Annotated in this window: 19 protein-coding genes; 3 read left to right on the plus strand and 16 right to left on the minus strand. The window is 42.7% G+C overall.

Annotation, left to right across the window (positions count from 1 at the left end; genetic code table 11):
- Positions 1 to 13: 13 nt before the first annotated feature.
- The 6 genes from sapR to ORH16_RS02305 all read right to left on the minus strand — a co-directional run bounded on the left by sapR (position 14) and on the right by ORH16_RS02305 (position 4,841).
- Positions 14 to 688: a two-component system response regulator SapR gene (gene sapR, locus ORH16_RS02280; protein ID WP_265455857.1), complete on the minus strand. Its 675-nt coding sequence runs from the start codon at positions 686 to 688 to the stop codon at positions 14 to 16.
- A gap of 351 nt (positions 689 to 1,039) precedes the next feature.
- A complete protein-coding gene (locus tag ORH16_RS02285; RefSeq protein ID WP_265455859.1) occupies positions 1,040 to 1,246 on the minus strand; it encodes a hypothetical protein in 207 nt (68 codons plus the stop codon).
- A gap of 16 nt (positions 1,247 to 1,262) precedes the next feature.
- Positions 1,263 to 2,774 carry a phosphomannomutase/phosphoglucomutase gene (locus ORH16_RS02290; protein WP_265455861.1) on the minus strand — a complete coding sequence of 504 codons (1,512 nt, stop codon included), beginning with the start codon at positions 2,772 to 2,774 and terminating at the stop codon, positions 1,263 to 1,265.
- A 22-nt stretch (positions 2,775 to 2,796) separates the two neighbouring features.
- Positions 2,797 to 3,249: an arginine repressor gene (gene argR, locus ORH16_RS02295; protein WP_265455863.1), complete on the minus strand. Its 453-nt coding sequence runs from the start codon at positions 3,247 to 3,249 to the stop codon at positions 2,797 to 2,799.
- A 208-nt stretch (positions 3,250 to 3,457) separates the two neighbouring features.
- A complete protein-coding gene (locus tag ORH16_RS02300) occupies positions 3,458 to 4,216 on the minus strand; it encodes an ABC transporter permease (RefSeq protein WP_265455865.1) in 759 nt (252 codons plus the stop codon).
- Positions 4,197 to 4,841: an ABC transporter ATP-binding protein gene (locus tag ORH16_RS02305; RefSeq protein ID WP_265455867.1), complete on the minus strand. Its 645-nt coding sequence runs from the start codon at positions 4,839 to 4,841 to the stop codon at positions 4,197 to 4,199. The genes ORH16_RS02300 and ORH16_RS02305 overlap by 20 nt, the downstream gene beginning before the upstream one ends.
- A 144-nt stretch (positions 4,842 to 4,985) precedes the next feature.
- Here ORH16_RS02305 and ORH16_RS02310 point away from each other — a divergent pair, with 144 nt between their 5' ends.
- Genes ORH16_RS02310 through ORH16_RS02320 form a run of 3 tightly spaced genes read left to right on the plus strand, consistent with a single transcriptional unit; the run spans position 4,986 to position 7,404 of the window.
- Positions 4,986 to 6,017 (plus strand): GtrA family protein, encoded by a 1,032-nt coding sequence (locus ORH16_RS02310; protein ID WP_265455868.1) that lies wholly within the window; start codon positions 4,986 to 4,988, stop codon positions 6,015 to 6,017.
- A gap of 33 nt (positions 6,018 to 6,050) precedes the next feature.
- Positions 6,051 to 7,010 carry a phosphodiester glycosidase family protein gene (locus ORH16_RS02315; protein ID WP_265455870.1) on the plus strand — a complete coding sequence of 320 codons (960 nt, stop codon included), beginning with the start codon at positions 6,051 to 6,053 and terminating at the stop codon, positions 7,008 to 7,010.
- A gap of 19 nt (positions 7,011 to 7,029) precedes the next feature.
- Positions 7,030 to 7,404, plus strand: a complete 375-nt coding sequence (locus tag ORH16_RS02320) for a hypothetical protein (RefSeq protein ID WP_265455871.1) — start codon at positions 7,030 to 7,032, stop codon at positions 7,402 to 7,404.
- Between the two features lie 55 nt (positions 7,405 to 7,459).
- Here the strand turns inward: ORH16_RS02320 and truA are convergent, their stop codons facing one another.
- The 10 genes from truA to infA all read right to left on the minus strand — a co-directional run bounded on the left by truA (position 7,460) and on the right by infA (position 13,764).
- The gene (gene truA, locus ORH16_RS02325) at positions 7,460 to 8,206 is read right to left on the minus strand and encodes a tRNA pseudouridine(38-40) synthase TruA (protein WP_265455873.1); all 747 of its coding nucleotides are present in this window, start codon (positions 8,204 to 8,206) and stop codon (positions 7,460 to 7,462) included.
- A gap of 142 nt (positions 8,207 to 8,348) precedes the next feature.
- Positions 8,349 to 9,146 (minus strand): energy-coupling factor transporter transmembrane component T family protein, encoded by a 798-nt coding sequence (locus ORH16_RS02330; RefSeq protein WP_265455875.1) that lies wholly within the window; start codon positions 9,144 to 9,146, stop codon positions 8,349 to 8,351.
- The gene (locus ORH16_RS02335; protein ID WP_265456654.1) at positions 9,136 to 10,005 is read right to left on the minus strand and encodes an energy-coupling factor ABC transporter ATP-binding protein; all 870 of its coding nucleotides are present in this window, start codon (positions 10,003 to 10,005) and stop codon (positions 9,136 to 9,138) included. Before ORH16_RS02335 ends, ORH16_RS02330 begins: the two co-directional genes overlap by 11 nt.
- Positions 9,981 to 10,820 (minus strand): energy-coupling factor ABC transporter ATP-binding protein, encoded by an 840-nt coding sequence (locus ORH16_RS02340; protein ID WP_265455877.1) that lies wholly within the window; start codon positions 10,818 to 10,820, stop codon positions 9,981 to 9,983. The genes ORH16_RS02335 and ORH16_RS02340 overlap by 25 nt, the downstream gene beginning before the upstream one ends.
- Positions 10,821 to 11,176: 356 nt before the next feature.
- Positions 11,177 to 11,557 (minus strand): 50S ribosomal protein L17, encoded by a 381-nt coding sequence (gene rplQ, locus ORH16_RS02345; protein ID WP_265455878.1) that lies wholly within the window; start codon positions 11,555 to 11,557, stop codon positions 11,177 to 11,179.
- 21 nt (positions 11,558 to 11,578) lie between these two features.
- A complete protein-coding gene (locus ORH16_RS02350) occupies positions 11,579 to 12,517 on the minus strand; it encodes a DNA-directed RNA polymerase subunit alpha (RefSeq protein ID WP_265455880.1) in 939 nt (312 codons plus the stop codon).
- A 79-nt stretch (positions 12,518 to 12,596) separates the two neighbouring features.
- The gene (rpsK, locus tag ORH16_RS02355; protein WP_265455882.1) at positions 12,597 to 12,986 is read right to left on the minus strand and encodes a 30S ribosomal protein S11; all 390 of its coding nucleotides are present in this window, start codon (positions 12,984 to 12,986) and stop codon (positions 12,597 to 12,599) included.
- A gap of 27 nt (positions 12,987 to 13,013) precedes the next feature.
- Positions 13,014 to 13,379, minus strand: coding sequence for a 30S ribosomal protein S13 (gene rpsM, locus ORH16_RS02360; protein WP_265455884.1), 366 nt, complete (start codon positions 13,377 to 13,379; stop codon positions 13,014 to 13,016).
- A gap of 17 nt (positions 13,380 to 13,396) precedes the next feature.
- Complete coding sequence (gene rpmJ / locus ORH16_RS02365; RefSeq protein WP_013773089.1) at positions 13,397 to 13,513, minus strand: 50S ribosomal protein L36; 117 nt, start codon at positions 13,511 to 13,513, stop codon at positions 13,397 to 13,399.
- Positions 13,514 to 13,545: 32 nt separating this feature from the next.
- Positions 13,546 to 13,764, minus strand: coding sequence for a translation initiation factor IF-1 (gene infA, locus ORH16_RS02370; protein ID WP_010756460.1), 219 nt, complete (start codon positions 13,762 to 13,764; stop codon positions 13,546 to 13,548).
- Positions 13,765 to 13,938: the final 174 nt, after the last annotated feature.

Below are 13,938 nucleotides of genomic sequence, written 5' to 3' on the forward strand. Positions count from 1 at the left end.
CCATTTTTTTCAATCAAGGCACAAGGTATCCTTGGCCAACTTTTGTTTCAATATAGCCCTTCATGCCGGCTTCCTCGATTTTTTTCCGCAGACGATTGATATTGACCGTCAGCGTATTGTCATCGACAAAGCGCTCATCCTCCCACAAGGCCCGCAACAATTTTTCCCGACTGAGAATCTTGCCATGCTTTTTCATTAAAATATACAATAGCCGGTATTCATTTTTGCTGAGGTCGACAATTTGACCGTTGATTTCCATGCTGGAATTGTCAATATTTAGAGTTAAGCCGTTATGGGCCAACGTTTCAGCACTGCCTTCAGAATAATCATAAGAACGCCGCAACAGCGCATTGATTTTCGCTACTAGCACATCAATTTGAAAGGGCTTAGTGATAAAATCGTCTGCCCCCATGTTCATCGCCATAATCATATCCATATTGGTGGAGCGGCTGGAAATAAAAATAATCGGCACCTTGGAGATATCACGGATTTTTTGGCACCAATAATAGCCGTCAAACACCGGCAAATTGATGTCTAGTAAAACCAATTGAGGCTCTTCCCTTTCAAAATCCAGCAATACATCATGAAAGTCAGTTGTGCCAAAGGTAGTAAATTCCCATTTCTCCAACTCCTCCATCACCAAGTTGCGAATGACCGCTTCGTCTTCTACAATCATTATTTTCGCCATCTCAATTGCCCCCTGTTTCTATTAAGACCTGTCTGGAATCCATGTCACTGCTAGTCAATCAAAAAGTTTATCGTCCTCAATAAATAACTTGATTTAGACAAGCTGTCCAAGCAATTATTTTATTAACCTGCATTTACTTCAAACTTCGATTGGCCTATTCAGTATTCTTTAGGTAAACTAAACCTCTTGCAGCAGTCTTGGATTCCTCACATTTCACTTTATTTCTACATCTATCATAGTATCAAAATTTTCGCTATTTCGCTAATAGACCGCTGTTTTCTGCAAAAAAAGAGTCCTGCTCTTTACTAACTTTTAAATAACTGGCAAAAGTTAGTCAGCAGAACTCATTTTTTAAAATGCCGGCAGAAAGCCGACCTCAGCTAAGCGCATCACGACGATGACAATTAAGCCAATTAGAATCAGGCTCATATTGACACCAAAACAGATGGCAATTTTTTCACTGGTTTGGCGTTGTTTGCCAAATTTCATCGTCAAAGCCACGATAAAATTCGTGCCGTATAAAAGCAGCGTTAAAGGTAATAAAATTGCTTTAACCAACTCCATCACTTCCTTTTTACTGCAAGTATGCAGTCAAGTTTTCTGAGTTGACCTTGTCGATTGGCGCAAAGAAAACTTCTAATACGGCTAAAACCTTACGATTGCTGCCGGCGATGTCATTTTCAACCTGTAAAACGAGTAACGGCTCATGCAGGCTCATCCGTAACAAGAACCAGCCGCTGCCATATTCTCCACTAACGCTAAAGCGGACACCTTCATCATTTTCTGGATCTAAAGTGAAGCCGGCTTTAGCAGCTAAGAATGCAGGCAAGTCGGCAATCACCTTTTCTCCGATTGGGCGATAATCGCTGGCTTCTAATTTAAAACGAAATTCAATCGTTTCTGCCGGTTGCTTTAATTCGGCAATCAACTGATCAATCGTGCGACCCTCTGCCTTTAATTTCGGCAAGAGCATCAAAATTTTAGCAATTACATAGGCGCCATCATCCAAGAAATAATTTTCCTTGAAGGCTGCGTGTCCGCTGGTTTCAATCGCCAACTGGCAATCTACACCGGCTTCGTTTAACTCAATCGCCTTATTAATCACGTTACGATAGCCGGAAATATAACGGACTTGAATCCCGCCTTTGGCTTCAATAAAGTCCTTCAAGTGATTGGTCGTTGGTGAATTAGTGACAATCCGGGTCCCCGGATGTTCCGCTAAAACGATAGTAGCCAAGACCGCAATTAAATTATTGCGGTTAATCACCTCGCCGCTTTTCGCCACCACAGCCGAGCGATCGACATCGGTATCAAAGATAACACCTAAGTCCGCCTGCTGATCCAAAACGGCCTGTTGAATACTAGCCATCGCTTCTTTATTATCTGGGTTTGGAATATGGTTTGGAAAATTGCCATCTGGTTCTAAAAACTGCGAACCCTTCGTGTCAGCCCCCAGCGGCGCCAAAACTTTTTCAGCAAAATAGCCCCCCGCACCATTGCCGGCATCCACAATAATTTTCATGCCGGCAAGTGGCCGCTCCTCAGTGGTCTGCATCCCTTGCCGAATTTTTGTTACCAAATCAGCCGCATAAGGCGTTAACAAATCGGCCTCTGTGACAGAGCCAGTCTGGCCATTTTTATTTTCTTTAATGTGAGTCAGAATAAAACGAATATCGCTTTTTTCTGCACCGCCGACCGGACTAAAAATCTTGATGCCGTTAAAATAAAATGGCAGATGGCTAGCCGTCAACATCACGCTCGCATCACACTGAAACTGCTCAAACTGTGTCGCCATAAACATCGCCGGCGTTGTCGCCAAATGAAAATCAATCACGTTAATGCCCTGTTCGACTAAGCTATCGATTAAGGCCTGCTTTAAAGCAGGACCGCTTAAGCGACTGTCGTGGCCGATACCGATTTTTAACTGACCGGTCTGATAATCTGCTTCTCTAGTTTCTCGTAGCCAGCTGACTAAGCCTTTGGCAATCTCAGTCACAGCAGCCGGCGTTAAATTCGCCGTTTCCTCTGCTGTCGTAATCGCAATTCCCCGAATATCTGAACCATTTTGTAACGCTTCCAAATTCATACTGTAAGCCTCCAAATTTTTTTTAACGCATTGCGGATAAACGAGCCGCTACCTGCGCTGCTTCTGCTTCGTTGTGACAAATAATTAAAATAGTATCGACACCGGCAATCGTTCCAGCGATTTCCGGATAATTGACTTCATCCAGCCAATTAGACACCACGTCGGCACTGCGTAAATTCGTTTTTAAAATCAGTGTAAATTGAATCTGTTCTAAACTCAGCATTTCCTCTTTGATGGAAGCCGCCAGTTTTTCCTCCATGCCCGTCTCAGTTGGCTGATTGAAAATGCCATAACGCACATTACCGCTGCTATCATGGTCTTTGACAATTCTCAATTCCCGAATATCCCGGGAAATAGTTGCCTGCGTTGCATCAACACCAGCTTTTTTCAAAAGCTGAATAAGTTCCTCTTGAGACCCCACATTTTGTTGGGTAATAATTTGTTTGATTAAGGTATGACGGTCACTTTTTTTCATAAACTTCTCCCTGTTCCTTAGAATAGTTAGATTTTTGTGGCTTAGTCTGCTTCTTTTAAGCCGATGTAAGTCGGATTTTTTTCTTGTGTTAAGCAGCACAATAAAAAACTCATAAGTCAAGACTGTCCCGCTTGAAAAAATCAAAACAGTCTGAGCTTTCTCAGATATTATATCAAAAAAGCTCAGACTATTGGTACTTTTTACTGAATTAAATTTTGAGTTGCTGGCGACTATTAAAATAGTCGCGGTACGCTAGATAGCCGGCAATAAACGAGCCTAATCCGGTGGCTGACAAAAGCATGAAAACCACCATAATTTGATATTTAATTGCTTGAACTGGGTCGACACCGGCAAAAATCAAGCCGCTCATCATTCCCGGCAAGCTGACAATCCCCATCGTTTTTGCCGAATCAATTGTCGGCTGCATCGCCGTTTTGATGCTGCCCCGCAAAATCGGCAGCGAAGCCAGTTTTACCTCAGCGCCTAATGCTAATTTTTCTAAGACCTGTTGGCGCTGGTCGTGATACTGGGTTTCCATCGAGCGATAACATAAACCGATTGCTACCATTGAATTACTGGCAATCATTCCTGAGATGGGCACCATTTGGGAGGGAATAAAATTAATTGCCCCCGCCAAAACTAGCATGCCAAGGGTAATGCCGGTACTAGCAAAAATTGCCCCAAAGGAATAGGCGAAGCCGTGCTCCAATTGCGGATTACGTTTGCCGGCATTCCACGCCGCATTGAAAATAATCACTAAAATCATCGCCGCTGTCAAGAGGACATTATCGACTTTAAAAATATATTGCAGCACATATCCGACTACAATCAATTGAATAAGCGCCCGCAGCACACTAATTAAAATATCTTTGGTCAGCCCCAGCTTTTCTTTGCTGCTGATAAATAATGAAACACAAACTAGCAGTGCCGCTGTCGCCAAGGCGAAATTAGAAACGTTTAAGTTCACTGATTTTTCCTCCTTCAATTGTCAGTAGCTGTTTGGCTGCTGCGATTTCCTGGCGGTCATGGGTCACTTGTAAAATCGTAATGCCCTCTTGATTGCTATCAGAAATCAACTGCCAAACAATTTGTTGACTCACCTCATCTAAGCCAGTCGTCACCTCGTCTAATAACAAAACTTTTGGTGGAAACATCAGATTGCGGATTAATGCTACCCGCTGTTTTTCCCCACCGGAAATTTCATTGATGGATTTTTGGAGGTAGCTTTTGCCTAAAGCTACTCGGCTCAATAATTCAACCGCCCGGCCTTCATCATAAGTTTCTCCCCTGATTTCAAAAGGAAAGCGCAAGTTATCCGCCACCGTTTCTCCAAATAGAGCCGGCTGTTGAAAACAATAGGAAACTTCCCGTCGATAAGTTACCGGATTGAGCTCCGCTAAATCTCGGTCCTCAAAAAGAATCTTGCCGCTGGTGGCGGTCAGTAAACTCGCCACAATTTTTAAAAGCGTGCTCTTACCGCCACCAGAAGGTCCCGAAATCGTTAAAAAATCACCTTTGGTCACCGCAAAAGAAATATCTGCTAAAATTGTTTCTCCGCCGGCAATAAAGCCGACTTTTTCAAGTTGTATCATCTGTTTGCTAATCCTTTCTGCTTCAAAGTCTCTTCAAGTATACCGAATTTTAAAGCTTTCAGCGAATCTGACCTTTAAGTCCCTTTTAAGTTAAATGTTTATACTAAACACTATGCTAAAGGAAAATTCCCAGGAGGTGACGTGATGACAGCAATTTTATTAATTCCGATTTATCAACCGACAGCCAAAACTTTGGCATTTATGCAGGAGCTGAGCCAGCAAATTGCGCCGATTATCGTGGTGGACGACGGCAGTGGGCCCGATTATCAAGCGGCCTTTCAGGAAATCGAATCTCTAGGCGCTGAGGTCTTGACTTATCCTGACAATCTCGGCAAAGGACACGCTTTAAAAGCCGGCTTCAAATTTATCCAAGAAAATTATCCCAATAGAAGTGTCGTCACCGCTGATGGTGATGGGCAACATACTATTTCAGATATTTCCCAGATGCTTCAACGAACCGAAAGCCTACGGGAACAGCAATTTCTTTTAGGCGTTCGTAGTTTTTCAAAGGCCACCACACCTACGCGGAGCCTGTTTGGTAACCGGATGACCTCCCTGATTTATTATCTGAGCTCTGGGATTCGTTTAGAAGATACCCAAACGGGATTAAGAGGATTTCCCAGTGCTAGTCTGCCGGATTTATTATTAATCAAAGGACAACGCTTTGAATATGAGATGAATCAGCTTTTAGAATTACCGCAGGCCGACTATCAAATAGAAACCTTGCCGATAGCCACCGTCTATGAAGAAAAAAATCATCTTTCTCATTTTCGAACTATCCAAGATTCTTTTTTAGTCTATCGCCCACTAGTTGCCTTTTTACTTTCGTCTTTGTCTTCGGCGTTAGTTGATGTGACCCTATTTGTTTTAATTGCTGCGATTTTTGGGCAGCAGGCGCAAATGCTGCTGGTGGCCACCGTCACCGCCCGCATTTTATCGGGAATATTTAATTATCAAGTTAATCGCAAACTAGTTTTCCAAAATAAAACCAACATCAAGCAGTCTTTTTGGAAATACAGTCTGCTGTTTGGCAGTCAATTGCTATTGAGCTGGCTGGGAGTCACTCTCCTCAGCTCTGTGATTCAATCCATTCTTATTAGTAAACTAGTGATTGATTTCATCTTATTCTTTTTCAGTTTCTCCATTCAAAAACGGGTTGTCTTTACGCCCCGTTAGTCTGTTTATTCCTGTAAATTTAAGAGGTGTCCTATGAAAAAAAAGTTTTTAAAACGAAAATATCTCTGGGCCAGTTTAGCCTGTTTGCTGATTGCCGGTGGAGACGGCTTCGTGCTGTTAAAGGCATTTGTCTTACCTGAAGCCAGCGTTTCCGTCGCCGAAGCTGAAGCAGCTGTGGCAACTACAACCGCCGATACTACCAGCACCAGCTCCACAACGACTGACAGCTCGACTGATTCTAATAGCTCCTCAGAGGCAACCATCACTGATACCAGCTACAGTGATGACAATATCCAAATAGCTATCACTGAAGAAGTCGTCGATAACACGACTGTCTATGTTGTCGATATTCAAGTTAGCGACGCTAGCTATTTGCAAGCAGCTTTAGCCCAAGGAACTTACGGCCGCAATATTACCGAAACGACTTCCGCTATCGCCGAGGACAACGATGCTATTTTAGCCATCAACGGCGATTATTACGGCTTCCGTTCAACCGGTTATGTGATTCGCAATGGCGTTTTATATCGTGATACTGCTGGCGACAGTGACCAAGAGGATTTAGTGATTGACAGCGATGGTAATTTTTCAATTGTCAATGAATCAGAAACCAGCGCCGCCGATTTACTCGCAGCTGGCGCTCGACAAGTGTTGTCCTTTGGCCCAACATTAATTGAAGACAGCACCATCGCTGTTAGCGAATCCAGCGAAGTCGGGCAATCCATGCAAAGTAATCCCCGCACCGCTATTGGTCAAATCAGTGAAAATCATTATGTGATTGTCGTTTCAGAAGGCCGCACCGACGATAGTGAAGGCTTAAGCCTCTATCAATTAGCCGAAGTCTTTGAAGGCCTCGGTGCAACCACTGCCTATAATTTAGACGGCGGCGGTTCAACAACACTTTATTTCAATGGTGAAGTCGTCAATCAAACTGTTGGCGGCAGCGGCGGCTCCAGCGAACGGGCCGTCAGCGACATTTTATATTTCGGCTACTAGCCTAGAAGGGAAGATTTACATGAAACTAAAACGAACAATTCTTGGGTACTTAAGCATTACTGCCTTTCTTTTTGTCTTTCAGCTCATTTACCACAGCTTTAGTCATGGGGTCACCTCAATCGGCTTAGAGTACGTCTGGGTGATTCCCTTAATCGGCGGTCTGCTTATTATTCTTTTAAATGGCCCTTTAAAAACCCTCAATAATCGCTTGGCTTTTAATCTTTACAATGTCGCTTTAGCGGTCTGTATCAACGCCGTGATTATTCAAGGAATTCTTGATATTGCCGGCAGCGATACGCCCTATTTAAGATATTATTACTTTATCGCCCTACCAATGCTGGCATTAAGTTTAGTTTTCTTTGTTGGTGACCGCTTGTTTGTGAAGGTGAAATGAAAAAAGCCCATCTGCAACACATTGTTTAGCAATGGTTGTAGATGGGTCTTTTCTTTCACTCATACTTCACTTCTTTCAAATACAATCCTTCTGGATGAGCCGTTGGGCCGGCTGCATTCCGATCTTTAGCAGCGATGATTTTTGGCAGGCTGTCAGCAGCCAGCCTGCCATTGCCGATTTTTAATAAGGTGCCGACTAAGATGCGAATCATTTTATATAAAAAGCCATCTCCCCGAAAAGTGAAAAGCAATTCATCACCAGCAGCATTGACGGTCATCTCAGCTTGATAAATCGTCCGCACTTTTTCTTCAACGGAACTACCAGTTGCACAAAACGACGTAAAGTCATGGGTGCCCAATAAATCCGGTAGTGCCTGCTGGATTTTCGCCAAATCTAGCGGATAAGGATAAAAGCTCGCGTAAAAACGGCGGAAGGGACTGCGAGGCTTGCCGATGTCAACACGAAATTCATAGGTCTTTTCGATAACATGATAACGGGCGTGAAAGTCATCTTTGACAATTGCTACTTCCCGGCAAGCAATATCCTCTGGCGTTTGTGTGTCTAAAGCATAGCGCATTCGCTCCAGCGGGCGCTCCTCAGGATAATCAAAATGAATCACCTGACCGATGGCATGGACTCCCGCATCTGTTCGCCCTGAGCCAAAAATAGTAATTCCTTGTCCGTTATTCATCATCTTTAAAGTTTTCTCAATTTCCCCTTGAACGGTTCGACCATTGGGCTGGTTTTGAAAGCCGTTAAAATTTGTGCCATCATAAGCAATAATTGCTTTGTATCGTACCATTTTGTTCATTCCTTTATTGATTTATAAATAAAAAATCCGAACCAATCTAAGTTTTTCGCAGGTTATAATAACCCGTCGGCAAAATTTTAACAATGCCTTCCCTCTCAGATAGTTCGGATAACTTGTTGATTAAAAATGTTTTTTAATAGCGTAGGAAAAGTAGAGCGCATGTCAACACTGCAAACACGACAATCACAACCGTATCCCGTCCATGCCAATGGAGCACACGATACTTTGTTCGGCCTTCGCCGCCTTGATAACCACGAGCCTCCATCGCTGTCGCTAAATCATCGGCCCGTTTAAAGCTAGAGACAAAGAGCGGAATCAGTAACGGCACGACTGCCTTCATTTTATCAATCAGATTTCCTTCGCCGAAATCGACACCACGGGCCCGCTGAGCGTTCATAATTTTTTCTGTTTCATCCATCAAGGTTGGCACAAAACGTAGAGCAATCGACAGCATCAATGAAATTTCATGGACTGGAAAACGCACCACCCGCAACGGACGCAAAATATATTCAATTGCGTCAGATAATTCTAAAGGCTGTGTTGTTAACGTCAGTAAAGTCGACATAAAGATAATCAAAACGAAGCGGCAGAAAATCATTACCCCGTTGACTACACCGAGATAAGTTAAACTGAAAATGCCCCAGCTCCAATAGACCTCACCGCCACGGGTAAAAAAGATTTGCAACGCAACGGTAAAAAGCATTAAAAAGAGCAACGGACGCACGCCACGAATGAAAAAGCGCAGGTCAATCTTTGAAAGTAAAATAGCAAAGATGGTAAAACTCCCCATCAACAAATAGGTTTGCCAATTATTTGCCAGAAAAATAATGCCGATAAAATAAAAACTTGCCAGTAATTTGGCCCGCGGGTCTAGACGGTGAATCAGTGAGTTCCCTGGAATAAAGCGGCCTAAAATCAATTTATTCATCATGGGCGTCACCTCCAGCCAGCGCAACAATGTCACGGGCTAGTTCGTCAGCGGTTAGCGGCAATTCAGCAAATTGGATGCCTTTGGCTGCTAGCAGTTGGGCAAATTCAGAAGCCGTTGGGACGCCTAATTGTTTGGCCTTCAGCCATTCGATATCGGCAAAGACTTCTCTTGGCGTGCCGTTTTTCACAATTCGGCCCTTTTCCAGAACATAAACATAATCAGCAAAATCAGCAACATCATTCATTAAATGGGTCACGAGGACAATCGTCAAATTTTTCTTTAGATGCAGCTCATTAAACATCTGCATCATTTCACGACGCCCCTGTGGGTCAAGACCGGCTGTCGGCTCATCTAAGACTAATACTTCCGGTTCCATTGCTAAAACGCCAGCAATCGCTACTCGCCGCATTTGCCCCCCAGATAAGTCAAAGGGTGACCGCTCCATGTAGGTTTCGTCTAATCCAACTAATTCTAGCATTTCCTTCGCTAGAACTTTTCCCTCTTCATCACTGACACCAAAGTTTTTAGGACCAAAGGCGATATCTTTCGCAACCGTTTCTTCGAATAATTGAGCTTCTGGAAATTGAAAAACAATCCCAACTTTTTTGCGAATCGGTTTTAGATTTTTATTATCTGTAGTAGCAATAATCTCTCTTTCACCAATCCAAACCTTGCCTTTGGTTGGTTTGACTAGTGCATTTAAATGTTGCAGTAAAGTCGACTTGCCACTGCCGGTGTGTCCGACAATCGCTGTGTAAGAGCCCTCTTTAATTTCTAAGTCTAGATCAAATAGTGCGGCCTGTTCAAAGGGCGTATTCGGTTGATATGTAAAGCTTACTTCTTCAAAACGGATGTCCATAGCCACTCAACCATCCCTTCTTCAGTTAAATACTCTTGGGGAACGGCAATTCCTTGTTCCTTCAAGGCAATTTTCAATTTTTCCGGAAATGGTAAGTCCAAGCCCAATTCAATTAACTCAGGACCAGCAGAAAAAATTTCTTCCGGTGAACCTTCTTTGATCAGTTCCCCTTGGCACATGACAAAGACCCGATTGGCATTTGCCGCTTCGTCAATATCATGAGTAATCGAAATCACCGTCAAATTGCTTTCGTCTTTGATTTCTTTAATCGTCTTAATGACCTCTTCTCGGCCTTCAGGATCAAGCATACTCGTCGCTTCATCTAAAATAATAATATCTGGTCGCAACGCAACCACACCAGCAATCGCCACCCGTTGCTTTTGACCACCGGACAGTCGAGCAGGTTCTCTGGCAGCAAAATCGCTCATGCGAACCTTTTGCAGCGCATCTTTGACTCTAACCAGCATGTCTTCTCTAGGAACGCCTTGATTTTCCATACCAAAGGCGACGTCGTCCTCCACTGTGGCCCCAACAAATTGATTGTCAGGATTTTGGAAGACCATGCCGACCATTTTTCGAAGACTCCAAATATTTTCTTCTGATAAGATATAGTCGCCGACCTTAACTGAACCAGATTCTGGCAGCAATAAGCCATTGATTGTCTTGGCTAAAGTTGATTTACCGGAGCCATTGTGACCGATAATTGCCACCCATTCTCCCCGGTTTATTTCGATGCTGACGTCGTTTAAGGCGTAGCTTGAATCGTCTTCTTGATATTTAAAACGAATATTCTCAAGTTGAATAATCGGATCCATTAGACTTCCTCCGTCCACAAATTTTCCTGTTATTATTTCATCATAAACTGTGGAATATAGCAATCTTTTGTTCTTACAAAATAAAATAAAGTGCTTTTTTACACCTAACTGTCATGACAGGTTTGCTAGGTATAAAAAAACACTTTATGATGAGTGCCAAGAGGCTGTGACGCTGCCTCAAACTATTTCCTTCTCCGTGTTTGCTGTAAAAAGCAAACTTACCATGATACTAGCAATTGGATAAATCAAGCTTGAGACAATTGGGTCACAGACTCTGGCGCCGAGCTAGACTCGGAGTAAAACTCCAACATCATAACACTCTATGCTCACATCTATAAAGTGACAGCAGTGTGATTTTAAACTAGTTCTAAAACAACCATTGGGGCGCCGTCGCCGCGTCTTGGTTCAGTCTTCAAGATACGAGTGTAGCCGCCTTGGCGTTCAGCATAACGAGGTGCAATATCGTTAAACAACTTTTGTAAAGCTGTTTCCACAACGATTTTTTCATCTTCTTCACGTACGCTGGCAACTTCGTTACGAACGAATGTAGCTGCTTGACGACGAGCATGAAGATCTCCACGTTTGCCTAAAGTAATCATTTTTTCCGCTGTTGAGCGAACTTCTTTCGCACGAGCTTCAGTCGTTACGATACGTTCGTTAATCAACAAGTCGGTAGTTAAATCACGCAACATTGCTTTACGCTGACTAGATGTGCGTCCTAATTTACGATAACTCACGGGGATTATCCTCCTTTGGGATTAGTCTTCTTTACGTAAACCTAAACCTAAGTCCATCAATTTTGCTTTGACTTCTTCTAATGATTTGCGGCCCAAATTACGAACTTTAATCATCTCTGGTTCAGATTTATTAGTTAATTCCTGTACAGTGTTGATTCCGGCACGTTTCAGACAGTTATATGAACGAACAGACAAGTCTAGTTCTTCAATTGTCATTTCCAACATTTTTTCTTTTTGCGTTTCTTCTTTTTCAACCATGATTTCAGCGTTTTTCGCTTCGTCAGTTAGGTTAACAAAGATGTCTAAATGTTCAGTCATGATTTTTGCAGCTAAACTCATTGCTTCTAATGGTTCAATTGAGCCATCAGTCCAAATTTCCATCGTCAATTTATCAAAATCATCACGACGGCCGACACGTGTATTTTCAACTTGATAGTTGACACGGTTTACCGGGGTGTAAATAGAATCAACTGGAAGCATACCAATTGGCATATCTTCACGTTTGTTTTCATCTGCTTGGACATAGCCCCGTCCTGGTTTAACCGTTAAACGAGCATGGAAGGTTGAACCTTCAGCTACTTCACAGATAAATAAATCTTTGTTTAGGATTTCAACATCGCTGTCCACGAGAATATCGCCGGCAGTGACAGTTGCTGGTCCTGTGATATCAATTTCAAGGGTTTTTTCTTCTTGGGTGTAAAGCTTTAACGCTAAGCCTTTGATGTTCAGGATGATTTGTGTCACATCTTCTCTCACACCTTTAACAGTTGAGAACTCATGCAATACGCCATCAATTTGAATATTGGTGATAGCGGCACCCGGTAAAGAAGATAATAAAATACGACGTAGGGAATTCCCTAAAGTAGTTCCATAACCTCTTTCCAGAGGTTCAACGATGAACTTTCCGTAATCCTTTTTCTCATCAATCTTGGCAATTCTAGGTTTTTCAAATTCAATCATTCTTATCTTTACCCCTTTCAAAACGAAACGTCATTAGTTCAATGATGTTATTGCAAGCACTCAAAATGAGCTGCACCTATTAAACACGACGGCGTTTTGGAGGGCGGGCACCATTATGAGGAACTGGTGTAACGTCACGAATTGCTGTTACTTCTAGTCCAGTTGCTTGTAGTGAACGAATAGCTGCTTCACGTCCTGAACCAGGTCCTTTAACTGTTACTTCAACGGTTTTTAAGCCGTGTTCCATCGCTGCTTTGGTAGCAGTTTCGGCTGCCATTTGAGCTGCAAAAGGAGTTGATTTCTTGCTTCCTTTGAAGCCTAATGAGCCAGCTGATGACCAAGCGATTGCGTTACCGTGAACATCAGTGATCATAATAATAGTATTGTTGAATGTTGAGTGGATATGTGCAATCCCAGCTTCAATATTCTTTTTGACACGACGTTTACGATTTACTTTCTTTGCTGCCATGAAGTGTTGGCCTCCTTTACTTAAGAATTATTTTTTCTTACCTGCTACTGTACGAGCTGGGCCTTTACGAGTACGTGCATTATTTTTCGTGTTTTGTCCACGAGTTGGTAATCCACGACGGTGACGAATCCCACGGTAAGAACCGATTTCCATCAATCGTTTGATGTTTAAGTTCACTTCACGACGAAGATCACCTTCAACTTTTAATTTATCAACTTCTGCACGGATAGCATCTGTTTGTTCGTTAGTTAAATCTCTAACGCGAACGTCTTCAGAAACACCAGCATTAGCCAATACTTTTTTCGCAGTAGTGTTACCAATCCCAAAAATATAAGTAAGGGAAATTACTACGCGTTTATCACGAGGAATATCTACTCCTGCAATACGAGCCATACTTTATGACACCTCCATTATCCTTGACGTTGTTTGTGTTTTGGATTTGCTGAGCAAATCACCATAACCCGTCCATTACGACGAATTACTTTACAATGTTCACACATCGGTTTTACTGATGGTCTTACTTTCATGATAATACCTCCTGTGGTTTTACGGAGTACAATTATTTGAAGCGGTAGGTAATCCGGCCACGACTCAGATCATAAGGAGACAATTCAACTGTCACCTTGTCACCGGGTAAAATACGAATGTAGTGCATCCGAATTTTGCCTGATACGTGAGCGAGTACTTCGTGTCCATTTTCCAATTCCACTTTAAACATTGCATTCGGCAAAGTTTCGACGACTGTACCTTCGATTTCAATCATATCATCTTTTGCCACGCATAGTACCTCCTTGTACTTGTTTCGTGATTTACACGATAAAACGGCGGAAACAGCTGCTCCCACCTACATTTTCAACTTGACTACTTCTATTTGACTAGAAGTCGGACTGACATATTCTATCATAGACCGCTACATTTGACAAGAGAAACCAAACGCAAGTCGGTTGCGGGC

It is taken from the genome of Enterococcus sp. HY326, assembly GCF_026157065.1.
Classification (GTDB): domain Bacteria; phylum Bacillota; class Bacilli; order Lactobacillales; family Enterococcaceae; genus HY326.

What these genes read in the sequence shown, in the direction of transcription:
- ORH16_RS02310 (WP_265455868.1), top strand. Translation starts at nt 4,986, where the DNA reads ATGACAGCAATTTTATTAATTCCGATTTATCAACCGACAGCCAAAACT.
- ORH16_RS02305 (WP_265455867.1), bottom strand. Translation starts at nt 4,841, where the DNA reads ATGATACAACTTGAAAAAGTCGGCTTTATTGCCGGCGGAGAAACAATT.
- ORH16_RS02340 (WP_265455877.1), bottom strand. Translation starts at nt 10,820, where the DNA reads ATGGATCCGATTATTCAACTTGAGAATATTCGTTTTAAATATCAAGAA.
- rpmJ (WP_013773089.1), bottom strand. Translation starts at nt 13,513, where the DNA reads ATGAAAGTAAGACCATCAGTAAAACCGATGTGTGAACATTGTAAAGTA.
- ORH16_RS02330 (WP_265455875.1), bottom strand. Translation starts at nt 9,146, where the DNA reads ATGATGAATAAATTGATTTTAGGCCGCTTTATTCCAGGGAACTCACTG.
- rpsM (WP_265455884.1), bottom strand. Translation starts at nt 13,379, where the DNA reads ATGGCTCGTATTGCAGGAGTAGATATTCCTCGTGATAAACGCGTAGTA.
- ORH16_RS02290 (WP_265455861.1), bottom strand. Translation starts at nt 2,774, where the DNA reads ATGAATTTGGAAGCGTTACAAAATGGTTCAGATATTCGGGGAATTGCG.
- truA (WP_265455873.1), bottom strand. Translation starts at nt 8,206, where the DNA reads ATGGTACGATACAAAGCAATTATTGCTTATGATGGCACAAATTTTAAC.
- ORH16_RS02335 (WP_265456654.1), bottom strand. Translation starts at nt 10,005, where the DNA reads ATGGACATCCGTTTTGAAGAAGTAAGCTTTACATATCAACCGAATACG.
- sapR (WP_265455857.1), bottom strand. Translation starts at nt 688, where the DNA reads ATGGCGAAAATAATGATTGTAGAAGACGAAGCGGTCATTCGCAACTTG.
- rpsK (WP_265455882.1), bottom strand. Translation starts at nt 12,986, where the DNA reads ATGGCAGCAAAGAAAGTAAATCGTAAACGTCGTGTCAAAAAGAATATT.
- argR (WP_265455863.1), bottom strand. Translation starts at nt 3,249, where the DNA reads ATGAAAAAAAGTGACCGTCATACCTTAATCAAACAAATTATTACCCAA.
- ORH16_RS02350 (WP_265455880.1), bottom strand. Translation starts at nt 12,517, where the DNA reads ATGATTGAATTTGAAAAACCTAGAATTGCCAAGATTGATGAGAAAAAG.
- ORH16_RS02315 (WP_265455870.1), top strand. Translation starts at nt 6,051, where the DNA reads ATGAAAAAAAAGTTTTTAAAACGAAAATATCTCTGGGCCAGTTTAGCC.
- ORH16_RS02320 (WP_265455871.1), top strand. Translation starts at nt 7,030, where the DNA reads ATGAAACTAAAACGAACAATTCTTGGGTACTTAAGCATTACTGCCTTT.